Source organism: Streptomyces racemochromogenes (genome assembly GCF_044129415.1).
Taxonomy (GTDB): Bacteria; Actinomycetota; Actinomycetes; order Streptomycetales; family Streptomycetaceae; genus Streptomyces; species Streptomyces racemochromogenes_A.
The window spans coordinates 1-18,623 of record NZ_JBBDHD010000080.1; the positions used below are offsets into that span (position 1 = coordinate 1).

The following is an 18,623-nucleotide window of genomic DNA, read 5'->3' on the forward strand; positions in this document are numbered from 1 at the left end:
GGGGGGGGGGGGGGGGGGGGGGGGGGGGGGGGGGGGGGGGGGGGGGGGCGCCGCGGGGGGGGGGGGGGGGGGGGGGCTGTTTTTGGTGGGGGGGGGGGGGGGGCGGGCGCCCCCCCCCCCCCACTACTACGCGGCCCCCTACGTCTCGCCCTTCTACTCCCCCTGCCTGGCGGAGAACTGCGAGACGATGCGCGGCGGCCCCAACCTCCCCCTCCTCGGCAGCTGGTGGGGCCTGTCCCCCGCCCTGCTGATCCTGGTCTTCCCCCTCGGCTTCCGGCTGACCTGCTACTACTACCGCAAGGCCTACTACCGCAGCTTCTGGGCCTCCCCGCCCGCCTGCGCGGTCGCCGAACCGCACACCGGGTACACCGGCGAGACCCGACTCCCGCTGATCCTCCAGAACGCGCACCGGTACTTCTTCTACGCCGCCGTCCCCGTCGCGGGCATCCTCACGTACGACACCGTCCTCACCTTCCGCGACGGGCACTACGCGTGGGGGCACATGGGCCTCGGAACCCTGCTGTTCCTGGTCAACATCACGCTGATCTGGGCCTACACCCTGTCCTGCCACTCCTGCCGGCACATCATGGGCGGCCGCCTGAAGCACTTCTCCAAGCACCCGGTGCGCTACCGCCTGTGGAGCTGGACGGGCCGGCTCAACGCCCGGCACATGCAGCTCGCCTGGGCCTCACTGATCAGCGTGGCCCTGTGCGACTTCTACGTGTACCTGCTGGCCACCGGCACCTTCACCGATCCGAGGATCTTCTGACATGACCCAAGTCGACCGGCAGCAGTGGGACGTGGTCGTGGTCGGGGCGGGCGGCGCCGGGCTGCGGGCCGCGATCGAGGCCCGGGAGCGGGGCGCCCGTACGGCGGTGATCTGCAAGTCCCTCTTCGGCAAGGCCCACACCGTCATGGCGGAGGGCGGGATCGCCGCCTCCATGGGCAACGCCAACGCCCACGACAACTGGCAGGTCCACTTCCGCGACACCATGCGCGGCGGCAAGTTCCTCAACCAGTGGCGGATGGCCGAGCTGCACGCCAAGGAGGCCCCCGACCGGGTGTGGGAGCTGGAGACCTGGGGCGCGCTCTTCGACCGGACCCCCGACGGGAGGATCTCCCAGCGCAACTTCGGCGGCCACGAGTACCCGCGCCTCGCGCACGTCGGCGACCGCACCGGACTGGAGCTGATCCGCACCCTCCAGCAGAAGATCGTCCAGCTCCAGCAGGAGGACTTCCGGCAGCACGGGGACCACGAGGCCCGGCTCAAGGTCTTCCAGGAGTGCACGGTCACCAGGGTCCTGAAGGACGGGGACCGGGTCTCGGGCACGTTCTGCTACGAGCGCGAGACCGGCCGCTTCTTCGTCCTGGAGGCCCCGGCGGTGGTGCTGGCCACGGGCGGCATCGGCAAGTCCTTCAAGACCACCTCCAACTCCTGGGAGTACACCGGCGACGGCCACGCGCTCGCCCTGCTCGCCGGAGCGCCCCTGCTCAACATGGAGTTCGTGCAGTTCCACCCCACCGGCATGGTCTGGCCCCCGTCCGTGAAGGGCATCCTCGTCACCGAATCGGTCCGCGGCGACGGCGGGGTGCTGCGCAACAGCGAGGGCAGGCGGTTCATGTTCGACTACGTCCCCGACGTCTTCAAGGAGAAGTACGCCGAGACGGAGGAGGAGGGCGACCGCTGGTACGAGGACCCGGACAACAACCGGCGCCCGCCCGAGCTGCTCCCCCGCGACGAGGTCGCCCGGGCCATCAACGCCGAGGTCAAGGCCGGACGGGGCTCCCCTCACGGCGGGGTGTTCCTGGACGTGTCCACCCGGATGCCGGCCGAGACGATCAAACGGCGGCTCCCGTCCATGTACCACCAGTTCAAGGAGCTGGCGGACGTGGACATCACCGCCGAGCCCATGGAGGTCGGGCCGACCTGCCACTACGTGATGGGCGGCATCGCGGTCGACTCCGACACCGCCGCCACCGTCGGGGTGCCGGGGCTGTTCGCGGCCGGCGAGGTCGCGGGCGGGATGCACGGCTCGAACCGGCTCGGCGGCAACTCCCTCTCCGACCTGCTGGTCTTCGGCCGGCGGGCCGGACTGCACGCGGCGGAGCACGCGGCGGCCGGCGGGGAGCGTCCGGCGGTCTCCCAGGCACAGGTCGACGCGGCCGCCGCCGAGGCACTGGCCCCCTTCCACGCCGACGAGGGCGCGGAGAACCCGTACACGCTCCACCAGGAGCTCCAGACGACCATGAACGACCTGGTCGGCATCATCCGCCGCGAGGCCGAGATGGCCGAGGCCCTGGAACGGCTGGCCGCCCTGCGGGTACGGGCCGCCCGCGCCGGGGTCGAGGGGCACCGCCAGTTCAACCCGGGCTGGCACCTGGCGCTGGACCTGCGGAACATGCTGCTGGTCAGCGAGTGCGTGGCCCGCGCGGCCCTGGAGCGCACCGAGAGCCGGGGCGGGCACACCCGCGAGGACCGCCCGTCGATGGAGCGGGCGTGGCGGCCGGTGAACCTGCTGTGCCGGCCCGTCGACCCGGCCCCCGCCGATCCGGCGGCCGACCGCATCGCCCTCGAACACGTCCGGACCGATCCCATCCGCCCCGACCTGCTCGCGCTGTTCGAGAAGGACGAGCTGGCCAAGTACCTCGCCGAAGAGGAGCTCCACGGATGACCACCTACGACGCCCGCTTCCGGGTCTGGCGGGGCGACGCGGAGGGCGGGGACCTGCGGGACTTCACCGTCGAGGTGCACGACGGCGAGGTGGTCCTGGACATCGTCCACCGGCTCCAGGCGACCCAGGCCCCGGACCTGGCGGTGCGCTGGAACTGCAAGGCGGGCAAGTGCGGCTCGTGCAGTGCGGAGATCAACGGACGGCCCCGGCTGATGTGCATGACCCGCATGTCGGTGTTCGACCGCGCGGAGACCGTCACGATCACCCCGCTGCGGGCCTTCCCGGTCGTGCGGGACCTGGTGACGGACGTGTCGTTCAACTACGAGAAGGCGCGGTCTGTGCCCGCGTTCGTACCGCCGGCCGGGCTGGCACCGGGCGAGTACCGGATGCAGCAGGTGGACGTGGAACGCTCGCAGGAGTTCCGCAAGTGCATCGAGTGCTTCCTGTGCCAGGACACCTGCCACGTGGTGCGCGACCACGAGGAGAACAAGCCCGCCTTCGCCGGGCCGCGCTTCCTGATGCGCGTCGCCGAGCTGGACATGCACCCCCTGGACGCGGCGGAGGAGGCCGGCCTGGACCGCAAGCGGACGGCCCAGGAGGAGCACGGACTGGGCTACTGCAACATCACCAAGTGCTGCACGGAGGTCTGCCCGGAGGGCATCAGGATCACCGACAACGCCCTGATCCCGCTGAAGGAGCGGGCGGTGGACCGCAAGTACGACCCGCTGGTGTGGCTGGGCAGCCGGATCCGCCGCCGTTCTCCCTCCGACCCCCGGTAGTTCACTTCGCGGTGGAGAATGCCCCCTGGACGACCGTCGGATGACATGGTGGTGTCAGGGGGCTTCGCGGTGCGGGTGGGGGAACTGCTGGCGGACCGGTACCGGCTGGAACGCCGGATCGGCGCGGGCGGCATGGGCGAGGTGTGGGCGGGACACGACCTGGCCCTGGACCGGCCGGTGGCGGTGAAGGTGCTGCTGGAGGCGGCGACCGACGGGGAACTGATCGCCCGCTTCCGGCGGGAGGCCACCATCGGGGCGCGGCTCCAGCACCCCGGGATCACCGTGGTGCACGACGTGGGACAGCACGGGGGACGGCTGTTCATCGTGATGGAGCTGCTGTCCGGGGAGGACCTGGGCGCGGTCCTGGCCCGTGAGCGGAGCGGCCTGCCGGTGGCGCGGGCGGTGGAGCTGGCCGCGCAGACGGCGGAGGCGCTGGCCGCCGCGCACGAACGGGCCGTGGTCCACCGGGACCTGAAGCCGCAGAACCTCTTCCTGCTGCCCGGCGGGCGGCTGAAGATCTGCGACTTCGGCATCGCGCGCTCCGCGGACGCGACGGCGGGCTGGACGGTCACAGGCCGGATGTTCGGCACCCCGCCGTACATGGCGCCCGAGCAGTGGCGGGGCGAGCACGTGGACGCCCGGTGCGACCTGTACGCATTGGGGTGCGTGCTGTACGCCCTGCTCACCGGCGAACCGCCGTTCGGCCAGACGGAGGGCCCGTACGTCCTGATGCTCCGCCACATCGAGGAGCCGCCGCCCCCGCTGCGGGAGGCCGGGGTGGCGGTACCCCCGGAACTGGAGTCCCTGCTGACGTCACTCCTGGCGAAGTCCCCGGCGGACCGACCGGAGTCGGCGGAGACGGTGGGCCAGGCCCTGCGGGGCCTGGCGGCCGGCGGAGGGCTGCCGGGGGCGGGGGTTCCGCGGCGGGGGAAGGAGCGGGCCGGGGGACGGGACGAGGCACCGGACCGGGACGGGGACCGGGAGCGGGACCGGGAGCCGGAGCCGGAGCCGGAGCCGGACCGGGACCGGGAGCCGGAACGGGAGCGGGACCGGGACCGAGAGCGGGCGCGAAGGCCGGAGCCGGACCGAGAGCGGGAGCGAGGGCCGGAGCCGGAGCGAGGGCCGGAGCGGGGGCCGGAACGGGGGTCGGGCGGGCATGGCGGCGGCGGGCGCGGCGGGGTCGGGGCGCGGGCTCCGGAGCCGGGACCGGGACCGGGACCGGCAGGCGGCGACGAGGGCGCGACCGGACTCCCCTCCCCCGTACGGGAGTTCGTGCGCGAGCTGCTGCTGGAGGCCGAGGAGACCCTGGGCGCCCTGCCCGCCGGGGCCGGGGAACCCCGGATCGACGGGCTCGCGATCGCGGCCGAGGCGGCGGCACGGTTCGACGCGGCGCTCGCGGAGCGGCTGCTCGCCGACGCCGAGCGCTGGGCCTGGCTCGACGGCGGCGGGGACGGCGCCCGGGTGGCCGGGCTGCTGACGGGGCTGGCCCGGCGGATCTCGCGGGACGCCCCCTCGCGCACCGAGCGGATCCTGACCGACGCCCAGCAGGCCCTGTTCACGGTGTTCGGGCCGCGCCGGGCGAGCCGGCTGCGGAAGGTGGCGGAGGAGCTCGCGGCCGTGGCCCCCGAGCGCGGGGTGCGGCTGGCCCGGCGGCACTTCGCCGGGAGCGCGGCAGAGGAGGAGGCGGTGGCCCGGGCAGCCGTGGCCAGCGCCCCGACGGACCCGGCGGCGGCCGAGCGCTGGCTGGACCGGCTACCGGGTCCGGCGGTCCGCGCGACCACGGAGACCAGGATCCTCCACGCCGTCGCCCGGCACGACCTGCCCGCCGCCTTGCGGCTGGCCGCACGGCTGCCCGCCGGCGACGGCCGGGTGATGGCCCTGCTCACCGTGGCGCGGGAGCGCGGCGGCGTCGGGGACCCGGCGGGCGTGGCCGAGGCCCTGGACCGGGCCGAGGACGCCCTGGCCGAGCTGGTGGCGGCCTCGGGTGAGCAGGACGAGGTGGTGGACGACGTCCGCGCCCGGCTGGCGTCCGCCCGGAAGCTGAACAGCGGGGGTCACCGGCCCGTACGGGTTCCGGACGTGGCCCGGGAGCGGGCCGCAGCCGCGCGGGAGCTGGCCGAACCGGCCGAGCGAGGACGCGAGTTGGCCTGGATCGCCCGGGACTGCGCGACGGGCGCGCCCTGGCTGGAGGCGGCCGCCGCCGGCTCCGGCGCCCGCCCGCCGCACTCCGTGACCTCGGCGCCGGGCAGGGCCGGCGGGCTCCCCGCCCGGCCGGGAGGGTCGCGGGCGGAACGCTGGCGGGCCGAGGGCGCCCGCCCGGACGCGCTGTACGCGGCCGGACAGCGGGTGGTGTGGATGGCCGGTTCCGAGGTGGGGTGCGCGGAGGCCGACTCCGGGACCACGCGCTGGACGGCGTACGCCGACGAGGGCGTGGCGGCCCGTCCGCTCCCGGAGCCGGAACGGGTGTGGTGCGCGGCCGACGCGGACACCGTGTGCGTGGTGGTGGAGTCGGACGGCGGGCCGGGCGCCCGCCTGGTGGCCCGGGAGCCGGCGGACGGGCGGGTGCGCTGGTGGCGGGAGCTTCCGGCGGCGGCCTCCCTGACGCCCGCGCCCGGTGTGCTGCTTCTGGCGGCGGACGGCGAGCTGAGCGCTCTGCGCAAGGACACCGGCGAGCGGGTGTGGCGGCAGCCGGTGCCGGAGACGAGCCCCCGGACGGTGACGCTGTCGGACGAGTGCCTCGTCCTCGGCGACGGCCGCCGGCTGCGCGCCCTGCACCTGCCGACCGGGGCCCCGCTGTGGTCGTGGCCGCGCGGCTACGGCGCCGGCGCGCGGGAGGTCCCGGACCTGTCGGCGGGCACCGTGCACGTGCTGGACGGGGGCGTGGTGCGGGCGCTGGACCGGCGCAGGGGCTACGAGCTGTGGCGCTTCGAGCCGGGCGCGGCGGCGGACCGGCTGCTGGTGGAGGACGGGGTGGTGTATGTGGCCGCGTACCGGCCGGAGCAGGGCTGGGACACGGTGTTCGCCCTGGACGGGGGCAGCGGGGCGGTCCGTTGGCAGCAGCCGGTGACCCGGCGCGAGGGCACGGACTGCGTACTCGAACTGCTGGGCGTCCGGCGGGGGGTGTTGTACGTCCGCTCCGCGCACGGAGGCCGGCGGGGCCTCCTCGGGCGGGGGGCGCCGCCGTTCGTGACGGGCCTGGAGGTGACGACGGGCCGGGCCCACCGCCTCTGGGAGCACGAGTCGGCGGGAGGCCCGGCGGTGGTGTTGGCGGCCGGCACCCTGGTGGCGGGGACGCCGCTGCTGACTGGGGTGGGACTGCCGGGATGAGCCCGCCTCCCCCGCGCGGGCCGGACGCTCCGGGTGCGGCCCGCCGGAAGCCCCCATAACCTCGCCCATGTGTACCCGCCGAGAAGCCGGACGCCGCGGCAGCGCCCCGCGCTGTGGCTCGTCGTCGTCCTCTTGGCGCTCGCCGGATGGCGGGGCGTGGCTGTCGCGCCCCCGGCGCGGGCCGAGGATCCCGTGACCCTGGAACAGGGGCGGATCACCGACCGGGTGGGTGCCCTCGGGGACCGGCGGGCCGCCGTCGCCGCCGCCCTGGAGCGGCTGTACTCCCACCGGCGGATCCGGCTCTTCGTCGCGTACGTCCACGACTTCTCCGGCCGCTCCCCCCAGAGCTGGGCCGACGCCACCGCCCAGAGGAACGGCTTCGGCCGGGACGACCTGCTGCTCGCCGTGGCCACCGGCACCCGCCGGTACGCCCACTCGGCCGACGTGGACTCCGGTTTCACCGAGGCGCAGCTCGCCGACGTCGCCCGTACCGCCATCGAGCCCGCCCTGCGGCAGAACGACTGGGCGGGGGCGGCCATCGGCGCGGCGAACGGGTACGACGCGGTGCTCGGCGGCAAGCGCGTCCCCGTGCCCGCCGTCACGCCCGGTCCGGCCAACCCCGGCGGCGGGGCGGTGGAGGGGGGCGGGGCCGGGGACTACGTGCTTCCGGCGGCCGTCGTCGCCGCGGCCGGGGCGCTCGGGGCGTACGCGTTCGCCCGCCGCCGCAGGCGCGGCAGCGGCGGCGGGCCCGGCGGCCGGGGGACGGCGACCGTGCACCCCGGGTGGGACGGACGGCGGGCGGAGCCGGCCCCGCTCCCGGAGGTGGAGGCGCGGGCCCGGACCCTGCTGGTGGAGACCGACGACGCGGTCCGCACCAGTACGGAGGAACTCGGCTTCGCGAACGCCCGGTTCGGCGACGAGGCCGTGACCGCCTTCACCGAGGCGGTGGCGTACGCCAGGGGCGAGCTGACGCAGGCCTACCGGCTGCGCCGGCGGCTGGACGACGCCTTCCCCGAGGACGACGCCACGCGCCGCCGGATGCTGGAGGAGATCCTGGCCCGCTGCGCGGAGGCGAACCGCAGGCTCGACGCCGAGGCGGCTGCCTTCGACCGGATGCGGGACCTGGAGGAGAACGCCCCGCAGGCCCTCGCCACGGTGGAGGCGCGCTTCCGTGCGCTGACCGGCCGCACGACCACGGCCGGGGCCACCCTGACGGCCCTGGCCGGCCGGTACGCGGACTCCGCGTCCGCGCCGGTCGGCTCCCACGCCGAACAGGCCAGGGACCGGCTGCTGTTCGCGACGGCCAGCCTCGGCGAGGCGCGGGCTGCGCTCGACGCCGGGGACACCGGCCGGGCGGCCGTGCACGTACGGGCCGCCGAGGGGGCGGTGGACCAGGCGGCCACGCTGGTGGACGGGGTCGAGCGGCGGGCGCGGGAGCTGGCGGAGGCGGCCGGGAAGCTGCCGGGCGCCCTCAGCGAGACGGAGGCCGACCTCGCGGACGCGCACGGCCTGCCGGCCGGTACCGCCGCGGGATCCTCCACGGCGGACCTGGCGGGCCGGATCGGCCGGGCCGAGGCCGTACTGGCCGGCGTACGGCGGGAGCAGGCGGCCGGCCGCCGGTACGACCCGATCGACGCGCTGCGCCGGGTCGCGGAGGCCGACGCGGCCCTGGACGCGGCCCTCGCCGGGGCGCGCGAGCCGGAGTCGGGGCGGCGGCGGGCGGCGGCTCTGCTGGAATGGGCCCGGCTGTCGGCCCGCAGCGCGGTCGGCGCGACGGCGGACTACGTCACCACCAGCCGGGGCGCCGTGGGCAGCGAGGCCCGCACCCGGCTGGCGGAGGCCGAGCGGCACCTGGAGCGGTCGGCGTCCCTGGCGGAAGCCGACCCGGCGGCCGCGGCGGCGGAGGCGCAGCGGGCGGACTCCCTGGCCCGGGAGGCGCAGCGGCTGGCGGAGCAGGACGTACGGGCGTACCGGAACCCGTACTCCGGGCAGCGTGCCGACGGGGGCCGGGGCGGGGCGGTGCTCGGGGGGATCATCCTCGGCGGCTTCGGAGACGAAGGCGGAGGCAGCGGCCCGGGTTCCTTCGGCGGCGGGGGCACTCGCGGCCGCAGGGGCGGCGGCCGCTTCTGACCGGCGCACCCGACGTCAACGCGCTGCTGGACCGGGCGGAGGATCCGCAGAGGACGGGCCGGTGGCCCGGGCGAGGACGGCGCGGGCGCAGGACACGATGCCGGACGCCGTGCGGAACGTCGACGTGCCGGACCCGGGCGGTGTCCGCGGTGGAGGCGCGGTCCGAGTCGCCGGAGGAGCTGGGCCGGGCCTCGGAGATCGAGGCCCGCCCGGCCGTCCTCAAGGCGAGGACGGCCTGAACCCCGTCACCCGTACATGCTCAGCAGCTGCTCCGCCGTGAGTTCGGTGGCCGCCTCGTCCGGGGCGCCGCCGGGCATGGGCAGCGGGAGTTCGAACCAGACCGTCTTGCCCCGGTGGGTGCGGCGGGTGCCCCAGCCGGCCGAGAGCAGGCCGACCAGCTGGAGGCCCCGGCCGCCCTCGTCGGTGTCCCGGGCGCGGCGCCGGCGGGGCTGGGCGAGGTTGGCGTCCCAGACCTCGCACACCAGGGTCCGGTCGAGCAGCAGCCGCAGCCGGATCTCGCCCTCCCCGTAGCGCAGGGCGTTGGTGACGAGCTCGCTGACGAGCAGTTCGGTGGTGTCGAGCAGGCCCTCCAGGCCCCAGGCCGGGAGCTTGGCGCGGGCCAGTTCACGGGCCCGGCCCACCGAGCGGGCCTCGCGGGGCAGCTGCCAGTCGCCGACGGCGTCGACGGGCAGTCCCTGGACGCGGGCCATCAGCAGGGCGATGTCGTCCTCGCCGTGGCGGGTGTGCAGGGTGTTCAGGACGTGGTCGCAGACCTCCTCCAGGGGGCGGGAGGGGTCCGCGACGGCACCGCGCAGTCCGCGCAGCCCCTCCTCCAGGGGGTGGTCGCGGGATTCGACGAGCCCGTCGGTGTAGAGGGCGAGCAGGGCGCCTTCGGGGAGTTCGACCTCGACCTCCTCGAAGGGTTCGCCGCCCACCCCGAGCGGCATGCCGGTCGGGATCTCCAGCAGCAGTCCGGGGCGCGGGTCGGAGCCGTCCTCGGCGGGTTCGACCAGGACGGGCGGCATGTGGCCGGCGTTGGCGATGGTGCAGCGCCGGGTCACCGGGTCGTAGACGGCGTAGACGCAGGTGGCGAGGTAGACCTCGGAGCGGTCGGCGTCGCGGGAGTGCAGGGCCGAGCGGGAGGCCTGCTGGGCGCCGCCGGGAGCGCCGAGGCCGCGGGCGACCTCGTCGAGGGCGGAGAGCACCTCGGCCGGTTCGAGGTCGAGCAGGGCGAGGGTGCGGACGGCGGTCCGCAGTTCGCCCATGGCGACGGCGGCACGCAGCCCGCGGCCCATGACGTCGCCCACGACCAGGGCGGTGCGGTGTCCGGGCAGTTCGATGACGTCGAACCAGTCGCCGCCGACCTCGGTGGCGGCGTTGCCCGGCAGGTAGCGGCAGGCGATGTCCAGGCCGGCGGCCTCCGGGTCGCCGGGGGGGAGCAGGCTGCGCTGGAGGATGAGGGCCCTTTCGTGTTCGCGTCGGTAGAGGCGGGCGTTGTCGATGCAGACGGCGGCGCGGGCGGCGAGTTCGACGGCGACGGCCCGGTCCCGTTCGCCGAAGGGCTCGCTGCCCTTCGTTCGGGAGAACTGGGCGAGGCCGACGACCGTGTCGTGGGCGACCATCGGCACGATGAGGGTGGACTGGACGCGGTCGTCCGCTCCGCCCCCCTCGATCATCCGGGTGCGGGCGGTGCGCAGGGCGACGGCGCCGGGGGAGGCGGCCGGGTAGCGGTGGGTCTCCCCTACGGAGGCCGGTCCGCCCGGGCCCGGCAGCGGCGTGTCCGACACGGCGGAGGCGAAGGCCACGCGCCGCAGCGGGGCGGAGGGGGCGCGCCGGGCTCCCTGCCCGGGCAGGGAGGGCAGGCCGGGGCCCTGCGGGCGGGCGGGTCGGTCGTCGTCGCCGAGCAGGAGCCCTTCGTAGAGGTCGACCGCCGCGAGGTCGCAGAAGCCGGGGACGGTGACGTCGAGGAGCTCGCGGGCGGTGGTCTCCAGGTCGAGGGAGTTGCCGATGCGGTGCCCGGCCTCGTTGAGGAGGGCGAGGTTGCGTCGGACGCCGGCTGCCTCGCGGGCGGCGAGGTGGCGGCGGGTGACGTCGGTGCCGAGGCCGGCGATGCCGATGGGGCGGCCGGTGCCGTCGTGGACGCGGTAGAGGTTGATGGACCAGTGCCGGTTCTCGCGGCTGCCGGGGGCGGCGCCGGTGATCCTCAGGTCGGTGACGGATTCGCCGGTCTCCAGGACCCGGCGCAGGGCGGTCGTCATCCGGTCGGCCTCGTGCGGGGGCAGGTAGTCGTGGACGGTGCGGCCGCGGTGCTCTTCCACGGCGCCGCCGAACACGGTCGCGAAGCGGCGGTTGGCGCGCTGCACGGTGAGGTCCGTGCCGAAGAGCAGGAAACCGAAGGGAGATTGGCCGAATATGGCCTGCGAGGCGGCCAGGTCGGATTCGATGCGGCGCAGCGCGCGGACGTCGACCACGACGCAGAGCGCGGCCCGCTCCCCGGCCCCGGTCTGGGTCGGCATCACATAGATCTCGGCCACGCCGTGCGCGCCGTCCCCGCCCGGGATGCGGAACGGGACCAGGCCGGTCCACTCCTTGCCGTCGAGGATCTCGGCGACCTTGCGGTGGCCGCCGTCGCGCAGTTCGGGCGGCATGAAGGCGTCCACGGGATCGCGGCCGACGACGCGGGCCGCGGGGAGGCCGAACAGCTCCTCGGCGCGCAGGCTCCACTGGTCGACGAGCCCGTCGGGGCCGATCGAGAACGACGCGACCTTGATGTAGTCATATATCGAGCCAGGCGGACTGGTATGCCACAAGGAGTCGTGCCACGTCTCCCCGGGCACTCGGGTCTGATGTGCCTGCGCAGGTATCTCGCTCACGCGACCGTCCCCTCCAGCTCACCGCAACCGGACCGGCCATGACCGAAGTATTCAGCACCACGGCCCCGTACGGCACGGCGTTCACGATCACAAAAGGGTCCCGTTGTTTTCCGGCCACGCCCGGCGGTCATTCCCGGCGCGTTCCGGGAGACCCCCTGCCGCCCTTCTCCTTGTTACTCACCAGGAAGAGCCAACTCGAACCACACGGTTTTCCCCGACTTCCCGTGGCGGGTCCCCCAGCGGCGCGCGGAGACGGCGACGAGGTGCAGTCCGCGGCCGCCCTCGTCGTCGCTGTCGGCGACCCGCTCGCGGGGCGGATCCGGAAGCGGATCGGAGACCTCCACGAGAAGCGCCGGCCCGCCGGCGACGCCCGGAACGGCGGGATTGCGCCGCTCCAGACGGACCCCGATGGGCCCGGAGGCGTAGCGCAGGGAGTTGGTGACCAGCTCACTGACCAGCAGGACGGTCACATCACCGACGGCGTCCAGGCCCCAGGACCGCAGGGCGCCGCGGACGGCGTGGCGCGCGGTGCGGACGGCACCGGGCTCGGCGGGGAAGGCCCACTCGGCACATTCACCGTCTGTGTCGATCACGCCGATCACTTCCCGGGCCACCAGCGACCCCAGTCAGGTTCGTCGGGGACGAATGGGGGACGAGATAGGGACTAATAGCGACATACCCGATATTTGGGGCGCCGTACCACCCCACCTCGCACCCACCGGCGCACTGTGGCGCAGACGGCCCGGAACGGGAGCGTCATGCGCCCCGGTGCGCCCCGCCCGCTCCCTGCCCGCCGAGCCTGCGGCCCGCTTCGGCGACGAAGGGCCGGTCCTGGTCGAGCCAGTCGACGGAGTCCAGCTCGTGCGGCGCGAGCCAGCGCAGCTCGTCGTGGTCCTCCAGCGGGGCGGGCTCGCCGGAGAGCAGCCGGGCGGTCCACACGTGCAGGACGAGGCCGGGCTTCAGCGGCCACTCCCCCGGGATCCGCTCCAGGGCCTCGGTCTCGACGCCGAGCTCCTCGCGCAGCTCGCGCACCAGCGCCTCGGGCACGGTCTCGCCGGGCTCGGCCTTGCCGCCGGGGAGTTCCCAGCGGCCGGCGAGCTCCGGGGGTGCGCTGCGCCGGGCGGCCAGCAGGCGCCCGTCACGACAGAGGGCTCCGCCCACGACCACGCGTACAGTCATGGACGGAGCCTATGCCAGGCCCGCGGCGGGCCTTCAGTTCCTGCTCGGGGCGGCCGGGCTGCTGTCCGCCTGCCCGATCCGCTCCACCCAGTAGAGCTGCTTGTGCCCCCGGTCCTCGAAGACGTCGACGACCTTCTGAGCCTCGGCCCGGGTGGCGTACCGGCCCACCCGGTAGCGGTTGCCGTTGTCGTCCTGACGTATGACCAGCCATGGAAGCAGGGCACCGCTGTCGTTCATCGCGCTCCACCCTCCGCCGATGTTCCTGACCAGGAAACCGCATTGCGCATATGCCCGAGCTTACGCCCGACCTTCACTGAGCGGATACGGGTTTTCACGAAGAGGTACCTGGGGGGCGTATGCATCCGGCCAGGCGTGCGAAAGCGCCGCCGCGGCCCCCTCTGAGAGCCCCGGCGGCGCCTGGGAATCGCCCGGTCAGCGCACGGGCAGGTGGTACGAGAGCCGGTAGCGGTCCGCCGGTACGACCACGTCCGCCGTCTCCACGGCCCGCCCTGACGCGTAGTACGTCCGCGCCACCACCAGCACCACGTGCCCCGGCACCCCGCCGAGCACCAGGTTCTCCTCCGCCAGGCCCGGCCGCGCGCCGACCTCCTCGACCACGTTGTCCACGACCACGTCGATCGCGGCCATGCGGTCGACCACCCCCGAGCCGCCCAGCGGCCCCTCCTCCGGCAGCATCACAGGGGTGCGGCCGGTGACGGAGAGCGGCTCCCACGAGGTGGACAGCATCATCGCCTCGCCCCCGTCGCGGAAGACGTACCGGGTGCGCATGACCCGGTCCCCCGGCTCGATGCCGAGCCGCTTCGCGATGTCCGCCGGCGCCGCCGCCTGCTCACTGCTGGACTCCCACGTGCCGTGCGCGCCCGACTCCGCCTGCTCCTGCCGGAACGGCGTCGACGCCCCGCCCGTGCGGTAGCCGGAGCGCGCGACCCGGCGCGGGACCGGCTGCTCGCGCACGTACGTGCCGGAGCCGGAACGGCCCTCGACCAGACCCTCCGCCATGAGGACCTTGCGCGCCTCCAGCGCGACGGTGTCGGAGACCCCGTACTCCTCGCGGATCCGGGCCTGGGAAGGGAGCCGGGTGTGCGGGGGCAGGGACCCGTCGACGATCTTCCGCCGCAGATCGCCGGCGACACGAAGATAGGCCGGCTGCTCACCGAAAGTCACGGGCCACTCCCATCAGGTTGACAGACAGCTACACCCTGGCAACCCACTGTTGAGCTGTGCAAGTGCGGGCCAGAGTTTCACCCGATGTGATGAAGCCTGGTCACTCAAACCCCTTACCGCGCGTTACCCCCTGGGCCTTCAGGCCGCGTCGGAGGAGGGCCCCCGCCCCGGCCCCGAAGGGCTCTCCTCCAGCCACTCCGGAACCCGGGTCGCCAGTCCGTACGCGCCCCGCAACGCCTTCTCCGTGCCGGTCGTCAGCGCGCCCTCCGCCTCCTCCCGCGCCCGCTCGAAGTCGGCCGGCCGGACCGCCCGCGCCGCGCGCTGCCACGCACCGCGGGCCACCGCCAGTTCCTTCAGCCGGGCCCCCGCCTCCGGATGCGCCGCGACCGCCTCGCCGAGCATCCGCTCCTCCGCGGCCAGCGCGCCGTCGACCTCCCGCGCCCACGCCCGGTACTCCGGCAGCGCCTCGTCGAGCTCCCGCTCCGGGGCGCGCCCCAGCGCCCCGTCCGCCCCGTTCAGGGCGGTCAGCAGGGAGACCTGGTCGGCCGTCAGCATCCCCGCGTCCTTGCGCAGGCTCCCCTTGTGTTCCTGCCCCGAGGTGCCGATCACGCACGTCAGCCGCCGGTCGCCGGCCCGCCAGGCCTCCCGGGTGGGCGCGAAGTAGTACATCTCCGCGTAATCGGGCAGGGCCCAGGTGTCCATCGCGTACGCGTCCTGCGCCTTCCAGCACGCCTCCGTGGCCGTGTCCTTGAGCTTCGAGGCGCCCGGGAAGGGCCCCGGGCCGAGCGTCGTCGCGGAGGTCACCTCGGCGTCGTGGACCTGCGCGCAGTCGGTCCGGTAGGTGAAGGGGGTCTCGTCGAGCAGGTCCCCGCCGGGGACGTTGAAGCAGTCGCCCGCGCGCAGCAGGCCCATGTCGGTCAGCTGGCCCTCCACCCGCTCCGGCTCCGGCCGCGAGGCCAGGCGCTCCAGGAACGGCCGGGCGTAGCCGGCCACCCCGTAGAGCAGCACCGCCGACGTCGTCAGGGAGACCGCCAGGCCGACGACCGCCAGCGCCCTGCCCCGCTCGCGCCTGCGCCGGATCTGCACCAGCGCCACCAGGCCGAAGACCACCCCGAGCGGCGGGAAGCAGAGCAGCCCCACCAGCAGGGAGGCGAGGGCGAACCCGTTGAGCGCGGGCGGCCCCGCGGGCCCCGGCGGCGGTCCCCAGCCCGGCTGCTGCGGCGGCGGCCAGGAGGGGCCGGGGCCGGCGGGGCGGGGAGGTTGCGGGGGCGGGGTGCTCACAGCGTGAGGTGCTCCATCACAGGGGGGCTCGAAACGGCTGCGCGTGTACGACCTCACGCGAAGGCTGCCCGAAATAGTACGCAGCGGGGGCGACCCGGTGTCCGGTCGCCCCCGCTTTCACCGGGCGGTCGCGCCCGGTGTCACGCCCCTTCGGCCCCGGCGGGTCAGAACTGCAGCGCCCAGGAGTCGATCTTGCCGGTGTCGGCGGCCGCGTTGTCGCTCACCCGCAGCTTCCAGACGCCGTTGGCCACCTCGGAGGAGGCGTTGACCGTGACGGTCCTGACGATGTCGTCCGCGCTGCCGCCGCTGCGGTTGTGCAGGTTGTAGAGGGTGCCGTCGGGGGCGACCAGGTCGACCTTCAGGTCACCGATGTAGGTGTGCTTGATGTCCACCGAAACGCCCAGCGTGGCCGGGGCGTTGCCGGAGACCCCGCTGACGGTGATCGGGGACTCGACCGTCGCGTTGTCGTTGATCGCGTAGTCGGCGGTGTTCTCGAAGCGCGGGCCGCTCGGCGGGGTGGTGCCGGCGCCCACGTTCAGCAGCCGGTTGGGGGAGCCGGTTCCCGGCCCCGTCACCACGTTCGGGGTGGCCGCCGCGACCAGGCCGTCACGCACCTGCGCGGGGGTGGCCGACGGGTTCTGCGAGAGGTAGAGGGCGGCCGCGCCCACGACGTGCGGGGTGGCCATCGAGGTGCCGGAGATGGTGTTCGTCGCCGTGTCGCCCGTGCCCCACGAGGAGGTGATGGAGGAGCCCGGGGCGAAGATGTCCAGGACGGAGCCGTAGTTGGAGTAGCTCGCCTTGGCGTCGGTGTTCGTGGTCGCGCCGACGGTGATGGCCTCGGCCACGCGGGCCGGGGACTTGGTGGAGGCGTCGGTGGACTCGTTGCCGGCCGCGACGCCGTAGGTGATGCCCGACGCGATGGAGTTGCGCACGGCGGTGTCGAGCGCCGAGTCGGCCCCGCCGCCGAGCGACATGTTGGCCACGGCGGGCTTGACGGCGTTGCGGGTCACCCAGTCGATGCCCGCGACCACCTGGGCGGTCGTGCCGGAGCCGTTGTTGTCGAGCACGCGCACGCCGACGATCTTCGCCTTCTTGGCGACGCCGTAGCTGCTGCCGGCGACGGTGCCGGCGACGTGGGTGCCGTGGCCGTGGCCGTCCTGGGCGGTGTTGTCGTTGTCGATGGCGTCGTAGCCGTAGGAGGCGCGCCCGGCCAGGTCCTGGTGGGTGATGCGGACGCCGGTGTCGATGATGTACGCCGTCACCCCCTCGCCGGCCTTGTCCGGGTAGGTGTAGCTCTGGTCCAGCGGGAGTGCGCGCTGGTCGATGCGGTCCAGGCCCCAGGACGGCGGGCTGGGCTGGGTGGCGTCGACGGTGAAGGTGCGGTTCTGCACGACCGACGCGACGGCCGGGTCGGCCGCGAGCTTCTTCGCCTGCGCCTCGGAGACCTCGACGGAGTAGCCGTTGAGGGCGGCGCTGTAGGTCCGGTCGATCTTCGCGCCGTAGCGCTTGGCGACGGCCTTGCCGCTGTCGGCGGTGGAGCGGGCGGCGGAGTCCTTCAGGGTGACGATGTAGCTGCCGGGCACGGCCCCGGCGACGCCTGCGTTCTCGATGACGCCCTGCGCGCCGCCGCCGGCGGCGGACGCGGCCGAGGCGGGTAAGGCGGCGGCCGCGCCGAGCGCGAGGGCCACGACGGCGGTCGCGATGCCGGCGGTCTTCCGGCGGGTGTGACGCATCACGGACATGTGAGGGGTCCTCCTCATAGGGGTGCGCTGCGTGGGGGGTGCGGGCCGGCGGCGGCGGGCGTACGGAATCACACATTCCGAGGAGGATGGTCATGCACATGACAATCCCTTGCGCCCAACGGGCCGTCGTCGCAAAAAGGTTGGCCCACCCGTGCGTCATCCCACAAGAGCCCCAGGGACGCGTAACATCCGTGCCATACGACGGCCATGAACGAGCAAAGGTGCTCCGCACATGACGCACGCACTTCCCGGTTACCTCTGCCCCGAGGACGGCACGAGCGCGGACGTGCGGACCGCGCCCTGGTGCTGCCCGGTCTGCGGCGGCCCGTGGGACCTGGACTTCGCGCCCGATCCGGCCATCGCGCTGGAGCCCTCGGCGGGTCCCCACTCCCTGTGGCGGTACGCGTCGGCGCTGCCGCTGCCGGGGGCGTTCTCGGTCACCCTGTCCGAGGGGCACACCCCGATGCTGCCGCTCGGGGAACGTGTTCACGCCAAGCTCGACTACCTGATGCCGACCCTGTCCTTCAAGGACCGGGGCGCGGTGATGCTCGCGGAACTGGCCCGGCGGCTGGGTCCGGAGCGGGTGGTCGCGGACAGCAGCGGGAACGCGGGGACCTCCGTGGCGGCCTACTGCGCCCGGGCCGGGCTGAGTTGTGAAGTTTTCGTGCCCGAGGGCACCTCGGAGAAGAAGACCGGGCAGATGCGGGCGCACGGGGCGGCCGTACGGGTCGTGCCGGGCGGCCGCGAGGCCGCGGCGGAGGCCGCGCGGGCGGCGGCGGACGAGCCGGGCGTCTTCTACGCGAGCCACGTGTTCAACCCCTACTTCCTGCACGGCACCAAGACGTACGTGTACGAGATCTGGGAGGCGCTCGGCGGCCGCCTCCCCGAGGTGCTCGTGGTCCCCGTCGGCAACGGCACGCTGCTGCTGGGCGCGGCGCTGGCCGTGGCGGAGCTGGGCCGGCGGGGCGTACGGGCGCCCGTGCTGGTCGGGGTCCAGGCGGAGGCGGTGTCGCCGCTGGCGGCGGCCTTCGCGTCGGGTGCGGAGGAGGCGGAGCCGGTGGAGCAGCGGCCGACCCTCGCCGAGGGCATCGCGATCCCGGCGCCGCCGCGGGCCCGCCAGATCCTGGCGGCGGTCCGGAAGTCGGGCGGCACGATCCTGACGGTCCCGGACGCACGGGTCCGCGAGGCCCAGCGGGAGCTGGCCCGGCGGGGGCTGTTCGTCGAGCCGACCGCCGCGGCGTGCTGGGCGGCGGTGGGGCCGGGCGCCCCGTCCGACCCCCTGCACGGCCGCACGGCGGTCATCCCCCTGTGCGGCGCGGGCGCCAAGTCCGGCCTGGCCCCTTAGGGCCTGTCGGTGTTCGAGGGGATGCGGCACCGCGCGGGGGCACCCACCCGCACCGCCGCCCCACGCGTTCCCGTCGGAAAACCGCCAGCCCCCGGCGCCCCGGTCTGCTG

Annotated in this window: 12 protein-coding genes and 1 pseudogene; 6 read left to right on the forward strand and 7 right to left on the reverse strand. The window is 74.8% G+C overall.

Features of this window, described 5'->3' with window-relative positions; genetic code table 11:
• Positions 1-121 precede the first annotated feature (121 nt).
• The 5 genes and pseudogenes from WDV06_RS25295 to WDV06_RS25315 form a co-directional block, all read left to right on the forward strand.
• Positions 122-769, forward strand: a pseudogene (locus WDV06_RS25295) (hypothetical protein); the annotation flags it as partial.
• A 1-nt stretch (position 770) separates the two neighbouring features.
• A complete protein-coding gene (locus tag WDV06_RS25300) occupies positions 771-2,672 on the forward strand; it encodes a fumarate reductase/succinate dehydrogenase flavoprotein subunit (RefSeq protein WP_395512076.1) in 1,902 nt (633 codons plus the stop codon).
• Positions 2,669-3,451: a succinate dehydrogenase/fumarate reductase iron-sulfur subunit gene (locus WDV06_RS25305; protein ID WP_395512077.1), complete on the forward strand. Its 783-nt coding sequence runs from the start codon at positions 2,669-2,671 to the stop codon at positions 3,449-3,451. Before WDV06_RS25300 ends, WDV06_RS25305 begins: the two co-directional genes overlap by 4 nt.
• A gap of 45 nt (positions 3,452-3,496) precedes the next feature.
• Positions 3,497-6,778, forward strand: a complete 3,282-nt coding sequence (locus tag WDV06_RS25310) for a protein kinase domain-containing protein (RefSeq protein ID WP_395512078.1) — start codon at positions 3,497-3,499, stop codon at positions 6,776-6,778.
• 69 nt (positions 6,779-6,847) lie between these two features.
• Complete coding sequence (locus WDV06_RS25315; RefSeq protein WP_395512079.1) at positions 6,848-8,908, forward strand: TPM domain-containing protein; 2,061 nt, start codon at positions 6,848-6,850, stop codon at positions 8,906-8,908.
• A gap of 245 nt (positions 8,909-9,153) precedes the next feature.
• On the opposite strand, the gene WDV06_RS25320 is transcribed toward WDV06_RS25315, so the two are convergent.
• From WDV06_RS25320 to WDV06_RS25350, 7 genes are all read right to left on the reverse strand, one after another.
• Entirely contained in the window at positions 9,154-11,772 is a 2,619-nt protein-coding gene (locus WDV06_RS25320) for a SpoIIE family protein phosphatase (RefSeq protein ID WP_395512096.1), read from the reverse strand.
• Between the two features lie 182 nt (positions 11,773-11,954).
• The gene (locus tag WDV06_RS25325) at positions 11,955-12,383 is read right to left on the reverse strand and encodes an ATP-binding protein (RefSeq protein WP_395512097.1); all 429 of its coding nucleotides are present in this window, start codon (positions 12,381-12,383) and stop codon (positions 11,955-11,957) included.
• 154 nt (positions 12,384-12,537) lie between these two features.
• Positions 12,538-12,960, reverse strand: coding sequence for a (deoxy)nucleoside triphosphate pyrophosphohydrolase (locus WDV06_RS25330; protein WP_366454504.1), 423 nt, complete (start codon positions 12,958-12,960; stop codon positions 12,538-12,540).
• Positions 12,961-12,993: 33 nt separating this feature from the next.
• Positions 12,994-13,197 (reverse strand): SPOR domain-containing protein, encoded by a 204-nt coding sequence (locus WDV06_RS25335; protein WP_395512080.1) that lies wholly within the window; start codon positions 13,195-13,197, stop codon positions 12,994-12,996.
• A 195-nt stretch (positions 13,198-13,392) separates the two neighbouring features.
• Complete coding sequence (locus tag WDV06_RS25340; protein WP_395512081.1) at positions 13,393-14,145, reverse strand: GntR family transcriptional regulator; 753 nt, start codon at positions 14,143-14,145, stop codon at positions 13,393-13,395.
• 138 nt (positions 14,146-14,283) lie between these two features.
• The gene (locus tag WDV06_RS25345; RefSeq protein ID WP_395512082.1) at positions 14,284-15,426 is read right to left on the reverse strand and encodes a DUF4190 domain-containing protein; all 1,143 of its coding nucleotides are present in this window, start codon (positions 15,424-15,426) and stop codon (positions 14,284-14,286) included.
• Positions 15,427-15,590: 164 nt separating this feature from the next.
• Complete coding sequence (locus tag WDV06_RS25350) at positions 15,591-17,168, reverse strand: S8 family peptidase (RefSeq protein WP_395512083.1); 1,578 nt, start codon at positions 17,166-17,168, stop codon at positions 15,591-15,593.
• Between the two features lie 232 nt (positions 17,169-17,400).
• Here WDV06_RS25350 and WDV06_RS25355 point away from each other — a divergent pair, with 232 nt between their 5' ends.
• On the forward strand, positions 17,401-18,513 hold the full coding sequence (locus tag WDV06_RS25355) for a pyridoxal-phosphate dependent enzyme (protein ID WP_395512084.1): 1,113 nt from the start codon (positions 17,401-17,403) through the stop codon (positions 18,511-18,513).
• Positions 18,514-18,623 lie beyond the last annotated feature (110 nt).

What these genes read in the sequence shown, in the direction of transcription:
- WDV06_RS25300 (WP_395512076.1), top strand. Translation starts at nt 771, where the DNA reads ATGACCCAAGTCGACCGGCAGCAGTGGGACGTGGTCGTGGTCGGGGCG.
- WDV06_RS25305 (WP_395512077.1), top strand. Translation starts at nt 2,669, where the DNA reads ATGACCACCTACGACGCCCGCTTCCGGGTCTGGCGGGGCGACGCGGAG.
- WDV06_RS25310 (WP_395512078.1), top strand. Translation starts at nt 3,497, where the DNA reads ATGGTGGTGTCAGGGGGCTTCGCGGTGCGGGTGGGGGAACTGCTGGCG.
- WDV06_RS25330 (WP_366454504.1), bottom strand. Translation starts at nt 12,960, where the DNA reads ATGACTGTACGCGTGGTCGTGGGCGGAGCCCTCTGTCGTGACGGGCGC.
- WDV06_RS25335 (WP_395512080.1), bottom strand. Translation starts at nt 13,197, where the DNA reads ATGAACGACAGCGGTGCCCTGCTTCCATGGCTGGTCATACGTCAGGAC.
- WDV06_RS25350 (WP_395512083.1), bottom strand. Translation starts at nt 17,168, where the DNA reads ATGTCCGTGATGCGTCACACCCGCCGGAAGACCGCCGGCATCGCGACC.
- WDV06_RS25355 (WP_395512084.1), top strand. Translation starts at nt 17,401, where the DNA reads ATGACGCACGCACTTCCCGGTTACCTCTGCCCCGAGGACGGCACGAGC.